The sequence below is a fragment of the Rhodococcus sp. K11/5 genome (genome assembly GCF_055193735.1).
Map to the genome: position 1 here is coordinate 1,390,328 of NZ_CM143721.1, position 21,971 is coordinate 1,412,298.

18 protein-coding genes are annotated in these 21,971 nt (G+C 68.1%); 5 read left to right on the plus strand and 13 right to left on the minus strand.

Features of this window, described 5'->3' with window-relative positions:
* Nucleotides 1-10: 10 nt before the first annotated feature.
* Nucleotides 11-484, minus strand: a complete 474-nt coding sequence (locus ACY466_RS06750) for a DnaJ family domain-containing protein (protein ID WP_463250914.1) — start codon at nt 482-484, stop codon at nt 11-13.
* A complete protein-coding gene (locus ACY466_RS06755; RefSeq protein ID WP_463250916.1) occupies nt 481-2,823 on the minus strand; it encodes an ATP-binding protein in 2,343 nt (780 codons plus the stop codon). Before ACY466_RS06755 ends, ACY466_RS06750 begins: the two co-directional genes overlap by 4 nt.
* Nucleotides 2,824-3,009: 186 nt before the next feature.
* Here ACY466_RS06755 and zwf point away from each other — a divergent pair, with 186 nt between their 5' ends.
* Nucleotides 3,010-4,482, plus strand: coding sequence for a glucose-6-phosphate dehydrogenase (zwf, locus tag ACY466_RS06760; RefSeq protein ID WP_463250918.1), 1,473 nt, complete (start codon nt 3,010-3,012; stop codon nt 4,480-4,482).
* A 48-nt stretch (nt 4,483-4,530) separates the two neighbouring features.
* Here zwf and ACY466_RS06765 read toward each other — a convergent pair whose 3' ends face one another.
* The 11 genes from ACY466_RS06765 to ACY466_RS06815 form a co-directional block, all read right to left on the minus strand.
* Nucleotides 4,531-5,829, minus strand: coding sequence for a hypothetical protein (locus ACY466_RS06765; protein ID WP_463250920.1), 1,299 nt, complete (start codon nt 5,827-5,829; stop codon nt 4,531-4,533).
* Nucleotides 5,813-6,928: a glycosyltransferase gene (locus tag ACY466_RS06770; protein ID WP_463250921.1), complete on the minus strand. Its 1,116-nt coding sequence runs from the start codon at nt 6,926-6,928 to the stop codon at nt 5,813-5,815. Before ACY466_RS06770 ends, ACY466_RS06765 begins: the two co-directional genes overlap by 17 nt.
* Nucleotides 6,912-8,837 carry a YveK family protein gene (locus ACY466_RS06775; protein WP_463250922.1) on the minus strand — a complete coding sequence of 642 codons (1,926 nt, stop codon included), beginning with the start codon at nt 8,835-8,837 and terminating at the stop codon, nt 6,912-6,914. Before ACY466_RS06775 ends, ACY466_RS06770 begins: the two co-directional genes overlap by 17 nt.
* A 211-nt stretch (nt 8,838-9,048) precedes the next feature.
* Nucleotides 9,049-10,155, minus strand: a complete 1,107-nt coding sequence (locus ACY466_RS06780) for a glycosyltransferase family 4 protein (protein WP_463250923.1) — start codon at nt 10,153-10,155, stop codon at nt 9,049-9,051.
* Nucleotides 10,152-11,684, minus strand: coding sequence for a flippase (locus tag ACY466_RS06785; protein WP_463250924.1), 1,533 nt, complete (start codon nt 11,682-11,684; stop codon nt 10,152-10,154). The genes ACY466_RS06780 and ACY466_RS06785 overlap by 4 nt, the downstream gene beginning before the upstream one ends.
* 54 nt (nt 11,685-11,738) lie before the next feature.
* Complete coding sequence (locus ACY466_RS06790) at nt 11,739-12,791, minus strand: glycosyltransferase family 4 protein (protein ID WP_463250925.1); 1,053 nt, start codon at nt 12,789-12,791, stop codon at nt 11,739-11,741.
* Nucleotides 12,701-14,083, minus strand: a complete 1,383-nt coding sequence (locus ACY466_RS06795) for an O-antigen ligase family protein (RefSeq protein ID WP_463250926.1) — start codon at nt 14,081-14,083, stop codon at nt 12,701-12,703. The genes ACY466_RS06790 and ACY466_RS06795 overlap by 91 nt, the downstream gene beginning before the upstream one ends.
* Nucleotides 14,084-14,086: 3 nt before the next feature.
* Nucleotides 14,087-15,562, minus strand: coding sequence for a sugar transferase (locus ACY466_RS06800; protein ID WP_463250928.1), 1,476 nt, complete (start codon nt 15,560-15,562; stop codon nt 14,087-14,089).
* Between the two features lie 146 nt (nt 15,563-15,708).
* Nucleotides 15,709-16,419 (minus strand): GAF domain-containing protein, encoded by a 711-nt coding sequence (locus ACY466_RS06805; protein WP_463250930.1) that lies wholly within the window; start codon nt 16,417-16,419, stop codon nt 15,709-15,711.
* A gap of 85 nt (nt 16,420-16,504) precedes the next feature.
* Entirely contained in the window at nt 16,505-16,675 is a 171-nt protein-coding gene (locus ACY466_RS06810) for a hypothetical protein (protein WP_463250932.1), read from the minus strand.
* Nucleotides 16,676-16,792: 117 nt separating this feature from the next.
* Complete coding sequence (locus ACY466_RS06815) at nt 16,793-17,020, minus strand: hypothetical protein (RefSeq protein WP_463250934.1); 228 nt, start codon at nt 17,018-17,020, stop codon at nt 16,793-16,795.
* Between the two features lie 113 nt (nt 17,021-17,133).
* On the opposite strand from ACY466_RS06815, the gene ACY466_RS06820 reads away from it, so the two are divergent.
* The 4 genes from ACY466_RS06820 (at nt 17,134) to ACY466_RS06835 (ending at nt 21,476) form a co-directional block, all read left to right on the plus strand.
* Nucleotides 17,134-17,820 (plus strand): response regulator transcription factor, encoded by a 687-nt coding sequence (locus ACY466_RS06820; protein ID WP_463250936.1) that lies wholly within the window; start codon nt 17,134-17,136, stop codon nt 17,818-17,820.
* 47 nt (nt 17,821-17,867) lie between these two features.
* The gene (locus ACY466_RS06825) at nt 17,868-19,325 is read left to right on the plus strand and encodes a HAMP domain-containing sensor histidine kinase (RefSeq protein ID WP_463252164.1); all 1,458 of its coding nucleotides are present in this window, start codon (nt 17,868-17,870) and stop codon (nt 19,323-19,325) included.
* Between the two features lie 46 nt (nt 19,326-19,371).
* Nucleotides 19,372-20,883: a S1C family serine protease gene (locus ACY466_RS06830; RefSeq protein WP_463250938.1), complete on the plus strand. Its 1,512-nt coding sequence runs from the start codon at nt 19,372-19,374 to the stop codon at nt 20,881-20,883.
* Nucleotides 20,884-20,978: 95 nt separating this feature from the next.
* Nucleotides 20,979-21,476, plus strand: coding sequence for a MogA/MoaB family molybdenum cofactor biosynthesis protein (locus ACY466_RS06835; protein ID WP_463250940.1), 498 nt, complete (start codon nt 20,979-20,981; stop codon nt 21,474-21,476).
* Nucleotides 21,477-21,971: the final 495 nt, after the last annotated feature.

Sequence of the window (21,971 nt, forward strand, 5' to 3'; positions counted from 1 at the left end):
CCGTGAACGACTACCGGCGACGCCACCATCGACGACCCCGCACCGGCGCTGCCTCGGGTTCGGACGCCGGTGCCGCGGTCGGCCGCGCCGGCCGGGTGCTGCGCCACTGTTCGACGACGTCGTCGACGTCCACCCGGCCCACGGGTACCTGCGGACCGGTCGGTGCGCGTAGCCACTCCACGATGCGCCGGTTCAGGTCGGCGACGACCGCGCGAACCGCGTCCTCGGACCGCAGCGAGGCGACCGTCCGAGGTAAGCGTTCGATCTCCTTGCGCAATTGCAACGGCGTCGGCAGCAGCGCTTCCCCGGAGAGGTTCTCGCGCTTCAGGAACGCTCGCACCCATGCCATCTCCTCTGTGCTCGACGCGGGAATGGGTTTGCCCGCGCCGGGAAGGTCGTCGAAGGCTCCGTTGTCGCGAGCCGTCCGGATCTGCCGCTCCACCCAGGTCTCGATGTCGATGTCCGACGGTTTCCGCTCGGTCATGATTCGTCGGTGGCGATGGTCTTCACGAAGTCGTCGACGAGCTGCGCAGCGACGACCCGTGCCTTGACGTTCGCATCCTGACTCTTCTTCGCGATGTAGGCGAAGGCCGCGTCGGGATCGATTCCCTGCGTGGCCATCACCAGCCCGACGGCCTGGCTCAACACCCCGCGGCTGTCGAGGGCGGTGCGCAGCGACGTCGATTCACGTTCGGCGTCGACCAGCAGATCCTCGCGCAGGCGGGCGAGTTCGAGGTGAACCCGAACGCGCGCAACGAGTTCCGCCGGATGGAACGGTTTGGTGACGTAGTCGTCCGCACCGATCCGCAGACCCTGCACCACCGATTCCGAACCCGCCCTGGCGCTGAGCAGCACGATGGGTACTCGAACGAGGCGGGAGTCTCCCCGCGCTTCCTCGACCAACGACAGGCCGTTGCGACCGGGCAGCATGATGTCGCTGACGATGATGTCCGGCGTGCGGGTGCGGGCCCTGATCAAGGCGTCGTCGACGGTGCCGGTGACGTCCACGTGCCACCCCTGCTCGACGAACAGGCCGGTGACGTAGTCACGCATGTCGGCGTTGTCTTCGATCAGAAGAACCTGACGCTGATCGGACCCGGGCTCGGACGCGTATTCCGAGACCGGGCGCCAGGTGTCGGCTTCGCCCAGGTACGGAGCGGCCAGCGACGCGGCGACCTCGGGGACGGCCGTCCCGGAGGGCTGCGTCGAGGAGACGACCGGGACGGTGACCTCGAACCGGGTACCCACTGGATCGTTGTCCGCGACCGAGATGGTTCCACCGAGGGCCTCGACGAGGTCGGCGACCAGGGACAGTCCGATCCCCGTGCCCTCCTGAGATCTGCCGGGGGTCTCCGGAACTCGGTAGAATCGCTCGAAGACCCGTCCTCGATCGGCGACCTCGATTCCGGGACCGGTGTCCGACACCGTCAGAGTCATTCCGCCGGGCGCGTCGGCGAGGGTGAGTGCCACCGTGCCCTCCGTGGTGAACTTGACCGCGTTGGAGAGCAGATTCATCACCACGTGAGTCCACGCGGCGCGATCCATCTCTATGTACCGCTCGGTCACCACCTCGCAGTCCACGGTGAGCTGCAGGTGTGCGCGATCCGTTGCGTCCCGGAACATCTCGGCGCACTCTGCGGTGAGCGCGCAGATGTCGGTCGGTTCGGGGTGCAACGCCATTCCGTCGCTGTCGCCGCGGGCGACGTCGAGGAGCGTGTCCACCAGACGCTGGAGGCGGAGCGCCGCCCGACGCGCCGACTCCAACGAATCTGTCTGTCGTGCAGGAAGATCCGAGGAATGATGGGTGAGCAGGTCGTCGATCGGTCCGAGGAGCAACGTCAGAGGAGTGCGGAACTCGTGACTGATGTTCTCGATGAACCGCGTTTTCGCGGTATCCAGTTCGGCGAGCACCGCGGCGCGATGACGTTCCTCGGCGTAGAGATAGGCGTCGGTGAGGGTTCGGGAGATTCGTTCGGCGACGAGTTCGAGGAACATCCGGTACTGGTCGTCGAGCTGGTGCAGGGGGTCGATGGTGACCACCAGCGCGCCGATCGACTCGGTGGATCTCGTCGTCAGCGGCAGGACCATGCGTCCCTCGTGGACGAACGCCTCGGGTTCGCCCGTCGCCGTCACTCGTTCGATGGTCTCGAGCTCGGCGTCGACCGGGGCCGAATCGCCGAAGGACGCCACCGGCTGGATATCCGAACCACGTCGCACATGGATTGCTGCATAGGGGAACTCGGCTGCCGTGGTCAGTCGCTCCACGGCGCTGCGGCACACCGACGCCACACCGTCGGTCACGGCGACGACGCCGCCGAGATCGCGAAGAACCGACATCCGTGAGAGCGCGAAAACCTCGCGGGTGACCTCGGTCGTGGTCGCGAGTACGCCGAGGACGGTGGCGTCGTCGGCGCCGAAGATGGGACTGCACGAGAACGTGAAGAACGTCTCCTCGTCGTACCCGTACCGATCGATCACCAACCGCTCCCGCTCGCGGTACACCACGTTGCCGGACCGCGCCTCGTCCGCCCATTCCTGGAGCGTCGCCCACGCCTCGGCCCAGCACTCCTCGCCGCGCTGACCGACCGCGGCGGGAAACTTGTCGCCGATGAGTTGGGTGTAGGGGTGGTTGAAGATCTGGACGAGGTCCTCGCCCCACCACAGCAACACCGCGGCGCCCGATGGTAGAGCGGTGCGAATCGCCATGGTCAGTTCGATCGGCCAGTCCTCGACTACGCCCAGCGGGGTCGCAGCCCAGTCCGCGTCGCGATGCGCAGCGGAGGTGGTGTCCGTACCGGGGAAGATGCGGTCAGCGGACGTCACGTTCGGGAGACTGTCGTCGTTCCCAGCATCTCGAGGCCTTTCGCACAGGTGTCGGCGCGGTGAAGGCGCATACCCCACCCCGGTCTACTTACAGTGTAAAGCGAGTCTTCATTCTACCGCCGGAAAGGCCCCAGTCCGACCGTTTTGCCTGGTTGGAGCCCTCCGTGCGGCACGCGACGCGAATCGATGGAAACATCGGGTGGTGTGACCTCTGCGCGCGCGACCCTGCACGATTCCCTGCCCCCTCAGGTGGTGGTGCTCTTCGGCGCCACCGGTGATCTGGCCCGACGCAAATTGTTGTCCGGGATGATGCATCTCGTCCTGTCGGAACTCGCCCCGCGCATGCGCGTGGTCGGCACCTCGTTGGAGGACATGTCGTCGGACGCGTTCCGAGACATGGCCGAGGCCGCCGTACGGGAGTTCTCGGCCCGAACGCCGACGCAGGACGAGTGGGACTCGTTCTCGACGCGACTCACCTACGTCTCCCAGAACGACGGTCCCGACGCGTTGGCGGCCGCTGTCGCGCGAGCCGAAGAAGAACTGGGGGAGGGGGTGCAGCGGTTGCACTACTTGTCGGTGCCCCCGTCGGCGGCCTTGAAGGTGATCGAGATGATCGCCGCCGCGGACCTGGTGGACCGTTCTCGAATCATCATGGAGAAGCCGTTCGGCACCGACCTCGCGAGCGCCGTCTCGCTCAACGCCGAGGTCCACAAGACGTTCACCGAGGACCGCATTTTCCGGATCGATCACTTCCTGGGCAAGGAACCCGCACAGAACATCCTGGCGTTCCGCTTCGCCAACGGACTGTTCGAGCCCATCTGGAACCGCAACTTCATCGCACACGTGCAGATCGACATCCCGGAGACGCTGGGGCTCGACGGGCGCGAAAGCTTCTACGAGGCAACGGGTGCATTCAAGGACATGGTGGTCACCCACCTGTTCCAGGTGCTCGCCTTCGCGGCCATGGAGCCGCCGACGGCCCTCGAACCGGAGGCCATCAAGGAGGAGAAGAACAAGGTCTTCCGCTCGATGCTCCCCATCGATCCGGCGGACGTGGTGCGCGGGCAGTACACGGGGTACCGCGACGGCGACGGCATCGCCCCGGACTCGGACACCGACACGTTCGTGGCGGTGAAGTGCCACATCGACAATTGGCGATGGGCCGGTGTGCCGTTCTACCTCCGGACGGGAAAGAAGATGGCCGAGAGCCAGCGCATCATCTCGATCGCGTTCCGGGAACCGCCGAAATCCATGTTCCCCACCGGTTCCGGAGTCGGTGCGCAGGGACCGGACCACCTCACGTTCGACCTCACCGATGCGTCCAAGGTGTCCCTGTCCTTCTACGGCAAGAGGCCGGGGCCGGGGATGCGACTCGACAAACTCTCGATGCAGTTCGCCCTCGACGACACCGACGGTGCGGACGACGTCCTCGAGGCGTACGAGCGACTGATTCTCGACGCCATGCACGGCGACCACACCCTGTTCACCACGTCGAGGGGTATCGAACGGCTGTGGGAGGTGTCGGCTCCGTTGCTCGAGAACCCGCCGCCGGTGCGCAACTACGCCCCGGGTTCCTGGGGGCCCAACGCCATTCACTCGTTGGTGGCGCCGGACGCGTGGCGCCTCCCGTTCGAGCGGGAGTGGCGCGAGGGTTCCTGACGCACCGTCGGGCGTCGGTTGCCGAGCCGGTGGATCGGAGAGTGCTGATCAGCGCGAGCGCACCAGCGCGACCGGGTCGGTACACATCCGTGCGAGCGCGGACTCGACGACGTCGGGGTCGATCATCGCGCTGCAGAACGACGCGGTGAAGGTCCGGCCACCCTGCACGTCGGACACCAGAACCGAGATGCCGTCCGGCCCATCGGGTTCCACCGAAGCCGCCATCTGGCGGGGGCGTTCGTCGTCGATCCACGGCAGATGGTCGTACATCGGCAGTCGACCGAGATCGCTGACGACCAACCGCACTCGGTCCGGCACCTCCACCGACGACGGCATCGCGGACGGCGGCACTTCCGGGGTGTCGGGTGATTCGGGCTTCGCTCGGGACCGCAGCCGACCGAGGGTGTTCTGAACCCCCGACATCGCGAGAATGGCGACGGGCCATCCCGACTCGATGACGGCCCGCATACGCCCGGCGATGTCGGCGGGAGAGGGCTCGTGCGGCAGCAGCACGGGGATCGCGACGGCGAAATTGCCGTGTGTACCGGCGAACTCGGGTTCGAGGTAGCGGCGACTGTTGAACAGCATGCTCACCCGGTCGTCCACCTCGAGCCCCTCGGCGCGGAGTGCGGCCGCGACGAGCGCCACGTTCACCGACCCTCCGGTCGCCCCGGGTGCATCGGCCTTGGCCCACGATCGCAGCGTGCTCACCTGATCCGCAGGCATGTAGCCGGTTCGGCAGACGCGCGCGGATGTCCAGTTCTCGACGCGGCGGGTCGGGGCGGGCGGCGGTGTGTACGACTTGAGTTCCCCGCGCAGGCGCCGAAAGTCCTTCAGCGCGGCCGGGTTCGCACCGAAGTGGCGGCGAACCGCCGAGAGGGTGGCGGATCGCGGGAGGGTAGAGGCGAACGTCGGGGCGCGTGAGCCGTCCGGATCGTCGGCGAGTGCACCGATCAGAGTGGTGCCGAGCAAACCGTCGCCCACTCCGTGCGAGTAGTCCACGGCGATGTAGTCCCCGCACAACAGAACTTCGACGGGCAGGTGCGGTCCCGGCCTGTTCCGGATGGCCGTGAGCATCGTTCCGGCGTCGGCTCCGGTCATCGCGTCGAGATGGGTCACGGCGCCGTCGGCGATACCGGTGCGGTAGCGCCAGCGCCGACGATCACCCCGCGGTTCGAGCGCGATCCGGGGTGTCGGCGAACTGTTCTCGGCGGCGGTGAGGACCCGGCGGACGGTGTCCTCGCTCAGGTCCTCGACCGGCCCGAGCAGCGCGATGCTGCGGGCGTCGGCGAAGACCCGGTCCATCACCGTCGAGCGGTACGACTCCCGGTCAGCGGACGGCGTCATCGACGACCTTCTGCATGCGATCGCGGAACGTGGCGCGGGAGAAGCCTTCTGCCCAGGTGCGGATGTGGTCGCGGTCGAAGTCAGACGGGTCGAACGTTCGCATGGCGTCCGCGAATCCCGCGACGATGGCGTCGTCGGTACCCGGTGCGACGTGAAGCCCGGTGCGCTCCGGCACGACGGTGTCCACGGCGCCGCCCTCACCGAGCGCGATGACCGGTGTCCCGGTGGCCATCGCCTCGACGGGCACGATGCCGAAGTCCTCGATTCCCGGCATGAGCAGGGCGCGGGCGCTGCGGTGGAGTTCGAGCAACCGCTCGTGCGACACCCGGCCCAGGAACACGGTTTTCGGTCCCGCCAGGGCCTTGCAGGCTTCCATGGCGCGGCCGTCGCCTGCCACCACCAGCGGCACGTCGGCCTCCGCCGCGGCGCGGATGGCGATGTCGGGCCGCTTGTACGGAACCAGCCGACCGGCCAGCAGGAAGAAGTTCTCGCGCGCCACCGAGGTGTCCGGGGTGAAGCCCTCGGTGTCGACGGGAGGATGAACGACGACGGCGTCGCTGCGTCCCCACCAGTCCGAGATTCGTTGCGCTACAGCGGAAGAATTGGCGACGACGGTGGTGAGCTTCGGTGCTGCCGACGTCTCGCACCGGCGTGCGACCGCGGAGAGCCCGGTGAGGATGGCGGCACCCGCGCGGCCACCACCCTCGCCCGCGCGCAGCTCCGGATCCCACGCCCACCGTGCGGGGCTGTGGACGTACGCGATGACCGGTGCGTCGGTGGCGAACACGGCCTGCGTGGCGAACGCGTGGTGGCTGACGATCACGGCATCGGCATTCCGAAGGTCCATCCGTCGGAACGCCAAGGGCACCAGCGGAAGAACGGGTGCGTAGGAGCGCTGGCCGATCGCGTTGTAGATGGTCTCGAGACGCGTCGTGTGCGGCGGACGCGACAGGCCCGCAGGAATGCCCTCGGGTCGCGCGATGGGGGCGTACACCTCGGCCGTCGGCCAGTGAATCGCGAGCTGCTCGACGACGTGCTCGGAGCCGGCGATCTCGGTGAAGCGCTCGTGGACGATCTTGATTCTATCGGTTCTCGGCATTGTCCTGGACCTGTGAATCGTAGTTCTGGCGCGAGGTATTCGAGCCTGGTGTGTACGGGCGCTGCGTGGTCGAACTGCGCCGGGTCACACCGTGGTGCCGGGACATCCCGTGGCTCGGCGCCCCGTTGCTCGGCCCTCCGTTGCCCGGTGCCCCGTTGCCCGGAGTCCCATTGCTCGGAGTCCCATTGTGCTGCGCGCCCGACTGCGGCGGAGCGTAGCGCGGTGCGGGCGTTCGAGCGCGGTCGGAGTCGAACTCGGGCTCGGTGAAGGTGTCCCCGGTGTTCGACTGCCCGGTGTTCGACTGCTCGGTGTAGGACTGCTCGGTGTAGGACTGCTCGGCGGATGGCTGCTCCCGGTACCGCGCCCCCGAATGTCGGGGCTCGGTGTGTCGGGGCTCGGTCTGTCGGGGTTCGGCGTAGGGAACCTCCGCATCGTGGTACTCGCCGTCGTCCTCCCCCGAGTACCGGGGCTCGGCGTAGGGAGGGAACCGTGGGTCCGCGAACCGCTGCCGTGGGAGGGGACCACTGGGGTGTTGCTGACCGAGGTGTTGCCGACCGAGGTCTTGCTCACCGGGGTAGTGCCGACCGGGGTACTGCTGACCGGGGTACTGCTGACCGGGGTACTGGGCCCCCGAGTACTGCTGCCCCGGGTACTGCTGGCCGGGGTATCCGCCGTACTGCTGACCGGTGTACTGCGGACCGGAGTACAGCTGACCCGGTCCGGCTTGATCGCCCTTCTTCCCGTCCTGCAGAACGAGATACGTGGTCACCGAGAACTGCCGCAGTTGGCGCAGCGTCGCCGTGGCGACGCTGCGGTTCTTCGCCCGGGTGGACAGCACCACCACGGCCGTGTCGAGGACCGTGACGTCCACGGCCTTCCACCACTCGCTGGACAGGTCGGCGCGCACCACCGAGTCGGGAACCGGGGTCGAGACGGCGGTGCCGTCACCGAGCAGGACGAGAATCTGCACGGTCGTACCGGCTTTCGCTGCGTGGCGCGACGGGCGGGACGATGTCGCCGAGCGATCGAGCGCGGCGATGCGCGCGGCCACCACCGGCGGCATTCCCTCTCCGGCCCCCGGCTCGAAGATCGCCCGGTGCTTGCGAGCGGTTCGACGGGCCCACGCGCGATTCGGCTTGGACCCCCACCGCCCGCGGAGAAGAACGATGGCCTCGGCCGCGAGGATGAGAGCCGCGAGGAAGGCCACCAACGCCTCGGCGACGGGTTGCGGGGACACGGGCGAGGAGCCGGTCTCGGGAATCGACAGCACGACGAGTTGATCCGCGCCGCCGAGTTCCACCTGCGTCAGCTGGCTGCGCAGACTGTCGAGCTGGGACTGGACGTTGCCGCGCAGGGGATCGTCGTCCGCCAGGGCCGCGAGCCGACCTTCCTCGGCGGCGATCGACTGTTGCAGCTGTCCGACGCGGCCGGCGGTGTCCCGGACGTAGTTGGCCTCGGCGGCGTTCCCGACGGCCGTGACCATCGAGGTCGCCAATTGCTGCGCCAGCTCCGGTGATTCCGCGGTCACGGTGAAGTTCAGCAGAGCGGGGGAGGTGCCCGGTTCAAGGGTGAGCCGCGAGGACAGTGTGCCCGCGTCGATGTCGGTGTCGACGCCGTCGAGCGCGGCGTTCAGCACGGCGGTGTCGCTCGCCAGTCCGGTGATCGGCGCGCGAAGCTGCTCGATGAAGGCGTCACCGGGAACCAGGTCGCCGGCGGGTGCGATCTCGGTGACGACGGTGGCTGCGTACTGCTTCTCGACCACGAAGTTGCGGTACCCGAACACGGCGGCACCGATCAGGACGGCGATGAGGAACGCGGGCACGAAGGCGCGACCGAGTTCTCGAATGTGTCCGGCCAGGTCGACGGGAGGGGGTACGTCGCCGCGGTGGACGGAGTCGTCTACGGGCATCGACCGGAGCTCCTTCGGTTTCTGGTAAGCCTGATGATACCTACCGGACTTCGGTGACCGCGCATTTGCGCGGCGCGTTCGGACCGCGTCGAACGAGGTCCAACAACGTTGGTGCCGAATGTGATTCGACAAATCTGTCGATCGGATTGTTTCACGCCGTCGAACGCGACCGGAGGTATGCCGGGCGCTCGCGTCGCCGCCGTTCGTTCGGTCACGACGCGTCCGCCGTGCTCGGCTCGGTCAGGGCGCGCAGAAGTGCGGGCATGGTCACGCCGATGTCGTGCTCGGTCTCGACGGCCGCTCGCGCGCGTCGACCCAGCCGGCTCCGCAGCTCCTCGTCGGTGAGGACCGTCGAGATCGCGTGGGCCAGAGCGTGGACGTCGTCCGGCGGTACCAGGATTCCCGCGCCGTCGGCCAGGAACTCCGTCGGCCCGCCGTGGTCGGTGGCGACGACGGGCAACCCGTGCGACATGGCTTCGAGCACCGACAGTGGCCCGGCCTCGGGCAGCACGCTGGCCGAGATCACCGCGTCCCACCGTCGGAGCACCGAGTCGGGGTCCACGTGCCCGAGAAAGCGCACCCGGCCCTGCAGATCCGGTTCCGCTGCCCGCGTTCGCAACGCTTGCTCGTAGTCCTGGTCGCCCGGGAAGGTACCGCCGGCGAGTTCGACGACGACGTCCGGAAGCGTCGCCACCGCGTCGAGCAGCACGTGCTGCCCCTTCCAGGACGTGAGCAGCGCAAGCATTCCGACCACCGGTGGCGTCTGCACCGGGGTGAGGTAGTCCTCGACGGGCCACCGAACGCCGTACGGCACCACGCGCACCGGCACGTTCGCGGCGCGGACCGGCCCCGCCGCAGCCTCGGTGCACGCCACCGCGATGCGGACCACGGGGCGGCCGAGCCGGGTCACGGCGCTCTGCCGGGCGCTCGCCACCGCGTCGTGCACCAGCCACGCGACTCCGCCCGCGGGGCGCGCCATCCGGGCCGCGGGCAGCGCGAAGAGCGAGTTGACGATCACCGCGGTGCCCTCGTCGCGGGTGACCGAGCGCCGGGTGACCGAGCGCAGCGTACGTCCCGCCGAGATCCACCGACCGAGCATGCGGGCCGCCGCGGCCAGGCGGGCTCCGCCTCGTTCACCGCCCATCCCGAGAACCGGAATCGGCACGTGGCGAACCGATTCGGGGAGAGAGTCCGCCAAGGGGCCGGCGGGGCAGACCACGGTCACGTCGGACGTCGAGCACGCCTCGTCGACCAAGCGCAGCAACATCCGCTCGGCCCCGGACGCCAAACCGGTGTGTGCGACGAAGACGACGGTCATGAGGTGGCCTCGGATTCGTCGGTGCTCGAGGCATCCGAACCGCCGGGTAGCGGCGACTCGATGACTCCGGCTCGGGCCAGGACGAGTACGACGGCCAGCAGCACCGCGGCACCCGCGAGCGAGACCACCAGCCAGATCGCCGGGAACTGCTGCACCAGAACCCATCCGACTCCGGTCACCGCCGCGGTGAGCACCGCGATCACGGTGATCGTCTTGACCGGCAGCAGCGTCGAGATCGGCATACTGCGATCGATCACGATCCACAGGGCGACGAGCGTGATCGCGAAGGTCACGACCGTCGAGATCGCCGCGCCGTTGTAGGAGTAGCGGGGGATCAGCCACAGGTTCAGCCCGACGTTGATGGCGAGACCCGCCACGGCCACCACGGGGTACTTGCGCTGCATGCCCGACGACGCGAGCAGAAAGATGCCCAGCAGAACGAGCGACATGAGTGCTGCCCCCAGCACCAGCAACCGGGCCGCGTCGGCGCCGACGACGAAGCGTTCGCCGTACAGCAGACGAATCAGCGGCTCCGCCGACGGCCAGAACGCCGCGACGGCGATGGCGCCGAACACCGTGAACATCGTTGCGGCCGTGCGCGTACGCGCCCGGAAGGTCGTGCGGTCACCGGGCCACGCCGCCACCAACAGGGTGCTGACCGGCGCGACGGCGGCGAGCGCGATGGTGTCCATCATGTCCGAGAACTTGTAGCCGATGGAGTAGATGCCGACGGCGTCGAACGTGTCGAGCAGGCTCAGCATCAGCACGTCGATCTTGAGCATCGCGATGGTGAGCGCGAAGCCGATGGCCAGCGGGATCGCTTCGCGCAGATACCCGCCCCAGCGGGCGATCTCGACGGTGCGCGACGGGCGCAGACCGATCGATCGGCGGCGAACGCCGAGTCCCTTGACCACCAACCGGAAGACCTCGTTGGCCACCGCGGGCAGCACGAAGATCAGCAGCAGCGGCGCGAAGATCGCGGCCAGGATGGTCAGGGCGAGTTGCAGAACCTGACCGAGAGCCTCGGCCAGGGCCACCAGCACCAGCTTGTGGCGACTCTGGAACAGCACGGACAGGGCGTGACCCGGGGTCGCGAACACCACGACCAGGCCACCGACCGCCGTCGCCAGGATCACCTGGCTCGGGTAGCCCAGCAGCACCACGTAGACCATCGCGAGGGCGTAGCCCACGACACCGAGCAGGGCGCGCAGCGCGAGGAACGACGACGCGGTTCGGGCGATCTCCTCGGGATCGTCGTCCATGAGGCGGGACAGCACGACGCGTCCGACCCCGAGGTCGGTGATCACCGACATCAGACCCAGAAGCGCGAAGACGAAACTGAACTGCCCCCATTCCTCCGGGGACAGCGATCGGGCGATGACGACGCTGCCCGCCCACCCCAGGGCCGCGACGACGATGCGCGAGATCAGAACCGCTCCGGTGGCCCGAGCGGCGGCCTTGGGGTCGCCTGCGATGGCCCGGTAATCGGGAACGGTCTCGATGCCGTCGGGCGCGCGTTCCTCGTCCATCAGCGAGTCCCGTCCTTGCCGTTCATCGGAGAGCCCAGCGGCGGCGCTCGATGGTCACAGGAGCCCCGCGTCGCGGTACGCCCGCACGGTGCGCTCGGCGGTGCGGCGCCAGGTGATCTCCTTCGAGACCCGGAGCGCCGCGTTGACCAGTTCCGACCGAGCCGCGGTGTCCGAGACCAGGGGGCGCAGCGCGTCGATCCATCGGTCGACCCGCTCGGTGCCCAGCAGGATCGCGCCGTCGCCCACCACCTGGGGGAGAGCACCGACGGCGCTGGCGACCACGGCGCCGCCGCACGCCATCGCCTCGACCGGGGGTAGTCCGTATCCCTCGTAGCGGGACGCGTAGGCGGTGACGGTCGCGGCGTGATAGAGCCCGGGCAGGTCCTCGACGTCCACGTACCCCAACCCGGTGGCGTAGCGGGGCGCGTTCGGCCCGGTGGACCCGGCGCCCGCCAACAGGCACGGAATTCCCAGCGCCTCCGACGCGTCGGCCACCAGCTGCACGTTCTTGCGGGGCTCGACGGTGCCGACCTGCATCACGAATCGGTCCGGCAGCGAGTACTTCTCCCGGACCTTCTCGACGGCTTCGGCGTCGGGCTCGCGGGCCCAGGCGGCGGGTGCGAGCTCCACCACGGCGGCGTCGCGACCGCTGACGGCCTTGATGCGCTCGGCCGTGAACTCGGAGACCGCGATGAGCAGATCGGCTTTCCGCAGGGAATGGCGTACCAGGCGCTGCTCGCCGGCAGCCCGGAACCGCCCCGAGGCCGACGGCATGTCGATGACCGAGACGTCGTGGACGGTGGCCACGGTGTGTCCCCGACCCACGAGCGGCAGATCGACGTCGAGGCCGTGGAAGATGTCGCACGGTCCGACCGGGAGAGCGCCGAGCACCGCCCGCACGGCGCCGGCCGACACCGGACGGGTCCGCGGTGAGACGGCGGTCGGCAACTCGTCGACCGAGTCCTGTTGGACGACGGCCGCGAGATCGGCCCCGGGCAGCTGCGCGGGAAGCTCGTTCAGAAGTTCGCGGGCGTAGGTCTGGACTCCACTGCCGCCCGGTCTGAGGGCGAGCGCCCCGTAGACGATTCGTGTTGCGCTGCTGCGCATCCCACCACCCCTAACGTCAACCAGAAATAGACATCGATCGGAAAGATCTCGAAATACGTTGCCACGAGGCTGCCGAACATGGCGGCCACGATGGAGGCGCCGACCCCCAGCGTCAGCGCGGCGTCCCGGCCGGGAAGCACGCGGGCGAGCCGAGTACACCAGAGCAGCGCGGTGATCAGCAGAGCGAGGACGATCCACAGTCCGATCGGACCCAGTTCGAGAAGGGTCTTCACGTAGTAGTTGTCCGGCTGATAGTTGGTGGTCTCGCCGGCGATCCCTGCCGCCGAGCCCCCCGATGCCTCCGTGATGCTGTCCGCTGCAGCACCACTGGATCCGAGGCCGGTGCCCAACCAGTTGGTCCCGATGGACTCGATGATCTCGTTCCAGCGGCCCCCGCGCTCTGACAGGCTGCTCGAGGAGAAGAAGACGGACGTCACCCGGGGCACGAACGGAACGATCACGGCGACGGCCACCGCGGCGATGCCCAGCGGCGCCGCGAGGAACCGGAACCGCACGACGATCATGTAGATCACGCCGACCACCAGTCCGAGGATGGCGCCGCGCACGATGGACGTGCCCATGGCCACCACCATGATCGGGGAGGCGCAGAGGAACGCCAGGTTACGGCGGCGCCGGGGCTCGGCGAGCGCGACGGCACCGCCGATCAGCAGTGACAGCATCACGAAGAGACCGAACGGGAACGGCAGCGCGAACGTGCTGAACGTGCGCAACAGTCCACCCGCCGTGCGGATCTGGGTGCCGTACTCGTAACCGAGCGAGACGAGGAACGCGGGACCGGCGAGCAACTGGGCGATGCCGACGAGCGAGGTGAACACGCCCATTCCCATCAGCACGCTCACCAGGTCGTCGCGATCGCGGCTGTCGAACGGGGCCCACCAGAGGATCAGCAGCAGCAGGACGTAGAAGAACGTCACCTTGATCGCCACCAGGCCGACAGGTCCGAAGAACGCGATGGCCGAGACGGAACCGAGGCCCACGAACAACGCCACCGCGGGCCACCACGGCATGAGCATCGTCGGTGCGAGCGAGACACCGGGCTCGGCCCGGCGGCGTTGCAGCCAGGCACAGATCAAGGTGAAGACGACGAGGCCCTCCTTCCAGCCGGACACGAATCCGGGGAGCGGAAGGACGGCCAGAAGTCCGTGCAGCGGAACGGCCACGGCGAGAAGCAGCAGTCCCCGCTGGGGGCGCCGGTAGACCGCGACCATCAGCACCGCAGCCACCGCTGCGACGACGACCGCCGCGAGGACGCCGCCCACGAGGACGAGCACGCGTCAGTCCTCGGCGCGCTTGAGAACGGCGGCGACGGTCAGGAACAGGATCTTGACGTCGAGCCACACCGACCAGTTCTCGATGTAGTAGTTGTCCCACTCCGCGCGGTCGGCGATGGAGGTCTGCCCGCGCAGACCGTGGACCTGCGCCCATCCGGTCACGCCGGCCTTCACCCGGTGACGCTCGCCGTAGCGGCGGATCTGCATCTCGAAGAGGTCGACGAACTGGGGCCGCTCGGGACGCGGTCCGACGAGGCTCATGTCGCCGCGGATGACGTTGATGAGCTGGGGAAGTTCGTCCAGGGAGGTCTGCCGCATGAGCTTGCCGATGCGCGTGCGACGGTCCACGCCCTCGACGCCGCCGGGTGCCGATCCCTCGGCACGCTCGAACGCCGCGTCCGAAGCGCGCGGTGGGCGCATGGACCGGAACTTGAAGCAGTCGAACGGTTTTCCGTCACGACCGATGCGTTCCTGAGCGAAGAAGATGGGACCGGGGGAGGAGAGCTTCACCAGCAGCGCGAGCAGCAGGAAGATGGGCGAGATGAGGACGAGGCCCACGGTGGTGAGCACTCGGTCGATGAAGCCCTTGACCGCGAACTGCCACCCGCGGGGATCGACGTGGGGGAGCACCATCAGCGGCATTCCGCCGAGGTGATCGACGCGCGCCTTGGCGCCGACCGTGTCGAACAGACGCGGAACGATCCATACACGGAGCCCGCGCTTGTGAGCGGTCCGCGTGGCCGCCACGAGATGTTCGTGGGGAACGGCAGCGAAGGCGACGATGAGTTCCTCGGCTCCGGTCGCGTCGAGCACCGCGTCGAGGTCGGCGGGGGAGCCGAGGTACGGCACCCCGTGGTCCCCGCCGGACAGATCGGGCGAAACCGGCGTGGAGTCGAGAATTCCGATGGGATTCAAACCGTATTCCGGAAACTGCTGCATTCGAGCTATCAATTGGTTTCCGACCGGTCCCCCGCCGATCACGAGAGCCGGCGCAGCCACCCCGTGTCTGCGCCGCGCTCGCCTTTCCGCCACGATGCGGATCAGTCGGACGAGCGCCATCAGTACCGCAGCGCTGACCCAGATGCGCGACATCAGAGCGCCGGGTCGGTAGTCCACTTCGACGACCACCATGACGGTGAGGACGAACAGCACGGCCAGCGCGACCGAGGTCTGGATGGGCCCGACCTCGTCGAGCCAGTTTCGGCGCAGACCTCGCCGGTACATGGATTGGGCACCGAGTGCGAAGACCACGGCTGGGACGAAAAGCCAAGGGTAAAGCCCGAATCCGGCCACGGTGCCCTCGCGCCAGAGCGTGCCGATCAGCACCGCGGCGGTTGCTGCCGCCACGTCGAGCGACACCGTCAGCACGGTGTGCAACGGATCGACGCGTAGGCGATCGGCAAGGGTCCTGCGCTTGACCGCCTCTTGACGCGAGACGACGCGGAGCGTTGTCGATTCTTTCGGCAGGGTAGAGGTCACGGCTCAGTCGTCCGCAGATCGCCCGCTGGTCATTGTCGGCATTGAAAAAGACTAGCCCACAATTGGACACAGGTGCCATTCAACAAAAAAGACCGATATCCCGATAATTACCTTCGGAATGGTTTGTCGGAAGGTTCGCGCTGCACTCAGCCGAAGATTTTCTCGCGTGCGATCCACGCGAGATCCTGCAGGGTCTGTATGTGCCCGGTTGTCCACTGTCGTGGCTGTTGATCCCAGACGCACAAAGTTCCGACCGCCTGTCCGTCGGCGTCCTCGAGGGGGATACCGAGGTACGAGAGCAGTTCGTGCTCCTTCACGGCGGGGTGGTCCTTGAGGATCTCGTGAAGGCGGGTGTCCTCGACCACCAGTGGACTGCCCTCGTCGATGGTGTACCGGCAGATGGTTCCCTCGATGGGAACGAGGCGCGTGTCGGCGACCTCGGGCGGGAGGCCGTAGCCCCCGAGGAAGAACTGGTGGTTCGCGTCCAACAGGGCGACGCCGGCTGCGGGTACGGACAGCGCGTCGGCGGCCATGGCCACGATGCGGTCGTAATTGCCGTCGTCCGGGGTGTGCATCAAACCGGTCCGCTCGACCGCGTCGAGACGCGCGGGATCGTCGATGGGGGTGTTGAAACGACGCTCGGAGACCGGAGACGGTCCGTCGCTGCCCTCGTTCTCGGCCCGAAGGTGCCGGATGAGCTGCCCGACGGCGGAGTTCTCGTCGTGCTCGAGTTCGCCGACCAAGCGATCCACTACGGCCCGCCGGATGTACGCGTCGGAGGTAATGCCGGATTTGTCGGCTTGCTGCGCGATCAGCTCGGACAGTCGGCCGTCGAATCCGTGAACACCAGTCGTCATGTCCCACAGTTTAATGCAGACGGGGCGACGCGGAGTCACGGATACGCACGGCTCGGGTCGGCGACGCCGACCCGAGCGAATCGCGTCAGTGAGTGCGGTAGGCAACCCGACGTTGACGACCGGCGAAATCGAGATCGCGACCCTCGGACAGGGTGGCGACGAGAATTGCCGCGGCGCCGGCGAGAACCAGGATGATCGACATGACGGTCTGTCCTTTCGTGAGTTCGGGGAACTCGTTCTTCGGCAGGTAACTCACCTGCCGCACTAAATGATTGCCCTGTTTCGCAGGATTTTCACCGATGTGAGTGCGAACCCACTCGCCCGATCCGAGGCGACGCACGCCACAGTGTCTGTGCCCAGCGGTTACGGACAACTACTCGCGCATGCCGTCCGCCAGTTCGAGGACTCGGCCCATGTAGCGGGTCGCAAACACGTCGAGGGCCCGATCGGACAGTTCCGGACGCCCCGTACGCCGGAACCAGTGCTCCAGATCCACCAGGCGATTCCCCAGGGCGACGCGATGTTCGTCGAGCTCGCGGAGCTCGTCCGCGACCGAGCGCAGTTCCGCCATCTTGGCCGCCACCGAGTCCTCGTTCGTCATGCCCTCACTCTACCTCGAGAATAGAACATGCGTTCGAATGAATTGAAGGTTTCGGTCGGTGGGCCCCCGAGCCCTCTCAGCCGAACCTCAGCAGGTGGGGCGACACTGTACGAATGCGGATATTGGTGACGGACGACGACCGTGCGGTGCGCGAATCGCTGCGCCGCTCGCTCACGTTCAACGGATACACCGTCGACCTGGCATCCGACGGTCTCGACGCGTTGGAGAAGGTGGCCGCCGAGCGGCCCGACGCGCTGGTGCTCGACGTGATGATGCCGCGACTCGACGGACTCGAGGTGTGCCGTCGGCTGCGCGGTACGGGTGACGATCTCCCCATCCTGGTTCTGACGGCGCGCGATTCGGTGTCGGAGCGGGTCGCGGGTCTGGACGCCGGCGCCGACGACTATCTGCCCAAGCCGTTCGCGCTCGAGGAACTCCTCGCGCGGTTGCGGGCGCTGCTGCGGCGCACGGGCGGCGAGCTCGGCCCGGACAGCGAGGAGATGACCTTCGCCGATCTGTCCCTGGATCCCGTCACCCGCGAGGTGAGTCGTGGTGATCGGCCCATCAGCCTCACCCGTACCGAGTTCTCACTGCTCGAGATGCTGCTGGCCAACCCGCGCCGCGTCCTCAGCCGTAGTCGCATCCTCGAGGAGGTGTGGGGCTACGACTTCCCGACGTCGGGCAATGCCCTCGAGGTGTACGTGGGATACCTGCGTCGCAAAACCGAGGCCGATGGGGAGAGCCGGCTGATCCACACCGTGCGCGGCGTCGGCTACGTGCTGCGCGAGACGCCGCCGTGACGTCGGCGGCCCCCGGTACGTCCGACACGCCTGCCGATCCCGCCGCGATGCGACCGCCGATGCCGCTCACTCGATCGGTGTCGCTGCGATGGCGCGTGACGCTGCTCGCCGCGTCGGTGGTGGCCATCGCCGTCGCCGTGATGGCCATCGCGGCGTACGCGGTGGTCTCCCGCGCGCTCTACAGCGACGTCGACAACCAGTTGCGGACGCGCGCGAGCGCGCTGATCGACACCAACCTGGTGGAGTTCGATCCGCGCTACGTCGCCGGGGCCACGCTGTACAGCACCGACGTCTCGGTTGCCCTGATCTTCTCGGACCTGACGAAGTACGTGCCACCGGGCTCCCTGGTGCCCATCGGTGCTCCCGAGATGGGCGTCGCGCGCGGCACCTCCGATTCCTCCATCCGCACCGCCGGCGGCGCCCGCGTGCTCGCCGAACGCACGCAGACGGGGAGCACCATCGTCATCGCGCAGCGATTGGCGCCCACGGGCGAGGTTCTGGATCGCCTGGCGTGGGTGCTGTTCGTCGTCGGGGGCGGGGGAGTGGTCCTGGCCGCCGTGGCCGGAACCGCGGTCGGGCGCACCGGGTTGCGACCCATCGGCCGCCTCACCGCTGCCGCCGAGCGCGTCGCCCGGACCGACGACCTCACGCCGATCCCGGTGAGCGGCAACGACGAGCTCGCCCGACTCACCGAAAGCTTCAACACCATGCTCCGGGCCCTCGCGGAATCGCGGTCGCGGCAGAGTCGATTGGTGGCGGACGCCGGCCACGAACTGCGCACGCCGCTCACCTCGCTGCGGACCAACATGGAGCTGCTCATCGCGTCGGGACGGCCGGGGGCGCCGCGCATTCCGGAGCAGGACATGGCGGAGTTGCGATCCGACGTCGTCGCGCAGATCGAGGAACTGTCCACCCTCGTCGGTGACCTGGTGGACCTGGCCCGTGAGGACGCGCCCGAGAACGTCTTCGAACGCGTCGACATGGCCGACGTGGTCGAACGCAGCCTGGAACGAGTTCGACGCCGCCGCAACGAGATCGAGTTCGAGGCCGTCATCGCACCGTGGATCCTCTACGGCGATCACGCCGGCCTCTCCCGCGCCGTGCTCAACGTTCTGGACAACGCGGCGAAGTGGAGTCCCACCGACGGTTCGGTGCGGGTCCGGATGATTCCGCACGACGGCGGCCTGCTCGAACTCACGGTGACCGACGACGGTCCCGGGATCGCCGTCGACGAGCGCGACCTGGTGTTCGAGCGGTTCTACCGCTCCACGGCGTCGAGGTCGATGCCCGGTTCCGGCCTGGGGCTGGCCATCGTGCGACAGGTGGTGGACAAGCACGGCGGCACCATCGCCGTCGACGAGGCGCCCTCCGGCGGCACCGTGATACGAATCGTCCTTCCCGGGGAACCCCCGGTGGTGACGGACGTGCACGACACGGGCCGAGGTTCACGGACAACTGATATGCCCATCTCAGCGCCTTCTCAGTCCCACCGGGCATCGTCATGACCGAAGGCACGAGTCACCAGTCGAGAAAAACGGAGCACAGGTCGACATGAGCGAAAACCACGGCAACGGCGACGACGGTCGCGAGGATTCGACGTCGTCCGGGCGGGACGGGGCACGGCAGGACCCGCAGCGCAGCCCGTACGCGCCGCATTCGGGTGACAACGACACCGCTCAGTTCCCCACCGCGAACCAGGGCGGCCAGGGTCAGGGCGTGCAGGGGCAGGGCGGCCAGGGCTATGGCCAACACGGCCAGGGGTCGTACGGCCAGGGTTCCTACGGACAGCCCGGCTACGGCCGCGGCGGTTTCCAGCCCGGCCCATACGCACAGGCCGGCTACGGCGCACCCGGTCGGCCCGGATACGGCCAGGACGATCGCGGCGTGCCCCCGGCCTTCGGCGGTCCGAACCCGAACCAGCCGCAGCCTGCGTACTTCGGTCCGACCGAACCGGCTCCCGCGGCGAAGACGGGGCGCAAGGCCTTCGTCGCCGGCGTGATCGCGTTGGCTCTGCTCAGCGGTGGCATCGGCGGCGCGATCGGTGTCGTGGCGTCGGGAAACAGCTCGTCCGGCGTCGTGAATTCGCTGACTTCACCTGTCACGCAGGCAAGTCCGGCTGCGAACGCTCCCGACGGGTCGGTCCAGGCCGTCGCGTCGAAGGTGTTGCCGTCCGTCGTGCAGATCGAGGTCGCCTCGCGTGCGGGGGAGGGTGAGGGCTCCGGAGTGATCCTGTCGTCCGACGGCCTCATCATGACCAACAACCACGTCGTGGCGGGCGCGGGTAGCGGTGCGCAGATCACCGTGTCCTACGACGACGGGTCGACGGCCCCCGCCACCGTGGTCGGAGCGGACGCGTCGTCCGACATCGCCGTGATCAAGGCTCAGGGGCGCAGCGATCTGACACCGATCGAGTTGGGGTCGTCCGACGGGCTCCAGGTGGGCCAGGCCGTCGTCGCGGTCGGTTCGCCGCTGGGACTGGCCGGCACCGTCACCACCGGCATCATCTCCTCGCTCAACCGTCCGGTCGCCACGAGCGGGAACTCCGCCGATCAGGCGACCGTCATCGACGCCGTGCAGACGGACGCCGCGATCAACCCCGGTAACTCCGGCGGTGCGCTGGTCGACATGGACGGCCGTCTCATCGGGGTCAACAGCGCGATCGCGACGCTGGGCGCGGGGGCGCGGTCGAGCGACACACAGAGCGGGTCCATCGGGCTCGGGTTCGCGATCCCGGTCGACCAGGCCCGACGCATCGCCGACGAATTGATCCAGTCCGGTACGGCGACACAGGCGATCATCGGCATCAGCGTGCCGAGTCGCGACACCGCGAACGGTGCGACCGTGCTCGACGTGACCGCGGACGGACCGGCCGCCGAGGCGGGGATTCCGGCCGGCGCCGTCGTCACGCGCATCGACGATCGGGTCATCGACAGCGGCGACGCGCTCATCGCCGCGGTGCGGTCCAACGCACCCGGTGACCAGGTCTCGGTCACGTACACCGTCGACAACCAGGAGAACACCGTCGAGGTCACCCTCGGCACCGCCCCGTCAGGAGGAAATTGATGCGTCCCCCGAGAATGGTTCGTGACAGCGGACATCTGAACTCGATCGTTGGGCATCTGGAGAGTTCGATGCGTTCGGGCACTACGGTGGACACCATGAACATGGATGCTCCCGTTGCCGGTCGCGCACTCGTCGTGATCGTGGACGACCGCGCGGCGCACGGTGACACCAAGGACTCGCTGGGGCCCCTGGTCACCGAGCTCCTCACGGAAGCCGGCTTCCTGGTCGACGGTGTCGTCGCCGTGGCCAACGACGAGGTCGACGTTCGGAACGCGTTGAACACCGCGGTCATCGGCGGAGTGGACCTCGTGGTGTCCGTCGGCGGCACCGGGGTATCGCCGCGCGACGTCACGCCCGACGCCACCGCCGAGGTGCTGGACCGTGAACTGCCCGGCATCAGTGAAGCGATGCGCGAATCGGGTCTGGCCGCGGGGTCGCTCGACGCAGGACTGTCGCGTGGTCTTGCCGGAGTGTCCGGCAGCACCCTGGTGGTCAACCTCGCCGGCAGTCGCGCTGCGGTGCGCGACGGCATGGCGACGCTGACGCCGATGGCCGCATGGGTCATCGACGAGTTGTCGAGCCTGGACGGCTGACATCGGCGTCGACGAGCTCCCGCCGGACGAATCGAGTTCGACGGAGTCCGCGGCACCCCCAGAATCCGACGAGAGCCGGGCCCGGAAGCATCGGGCCCGGCTCGCTCGTGTCTTCGGCGACGTTCTCCCGGAGGCCTCGCGCGACGACGTGGACCCCGCCGAATCACACGGAGGTAGTTCGGCCTCGCGCTCGGCCGAGTGGTTTCAGGCCCAGCGGCCCCCGCACTACGAATGAATCGGTGTGATCCACAGCACACCCAGAACCGACAGATTGTCGTTCGTTCTTCGGTTTGTTAACCTGCCGTTCGCATAACGAGCGGTTTGTTTCGCCGGGCGAGAGCCGACTCGGTGTTACTCGTGTGGTTGAAATCGACATCAACTGTGCGGGCCGCTATCGAAGGCCCTCGGGGTATGCCCACGTAGTACCAGGTTTTGTCACGGAGGTCACCGAACCGGTCGTGACATCTCACAGGTCACTCGGCCGCCATTCGACCG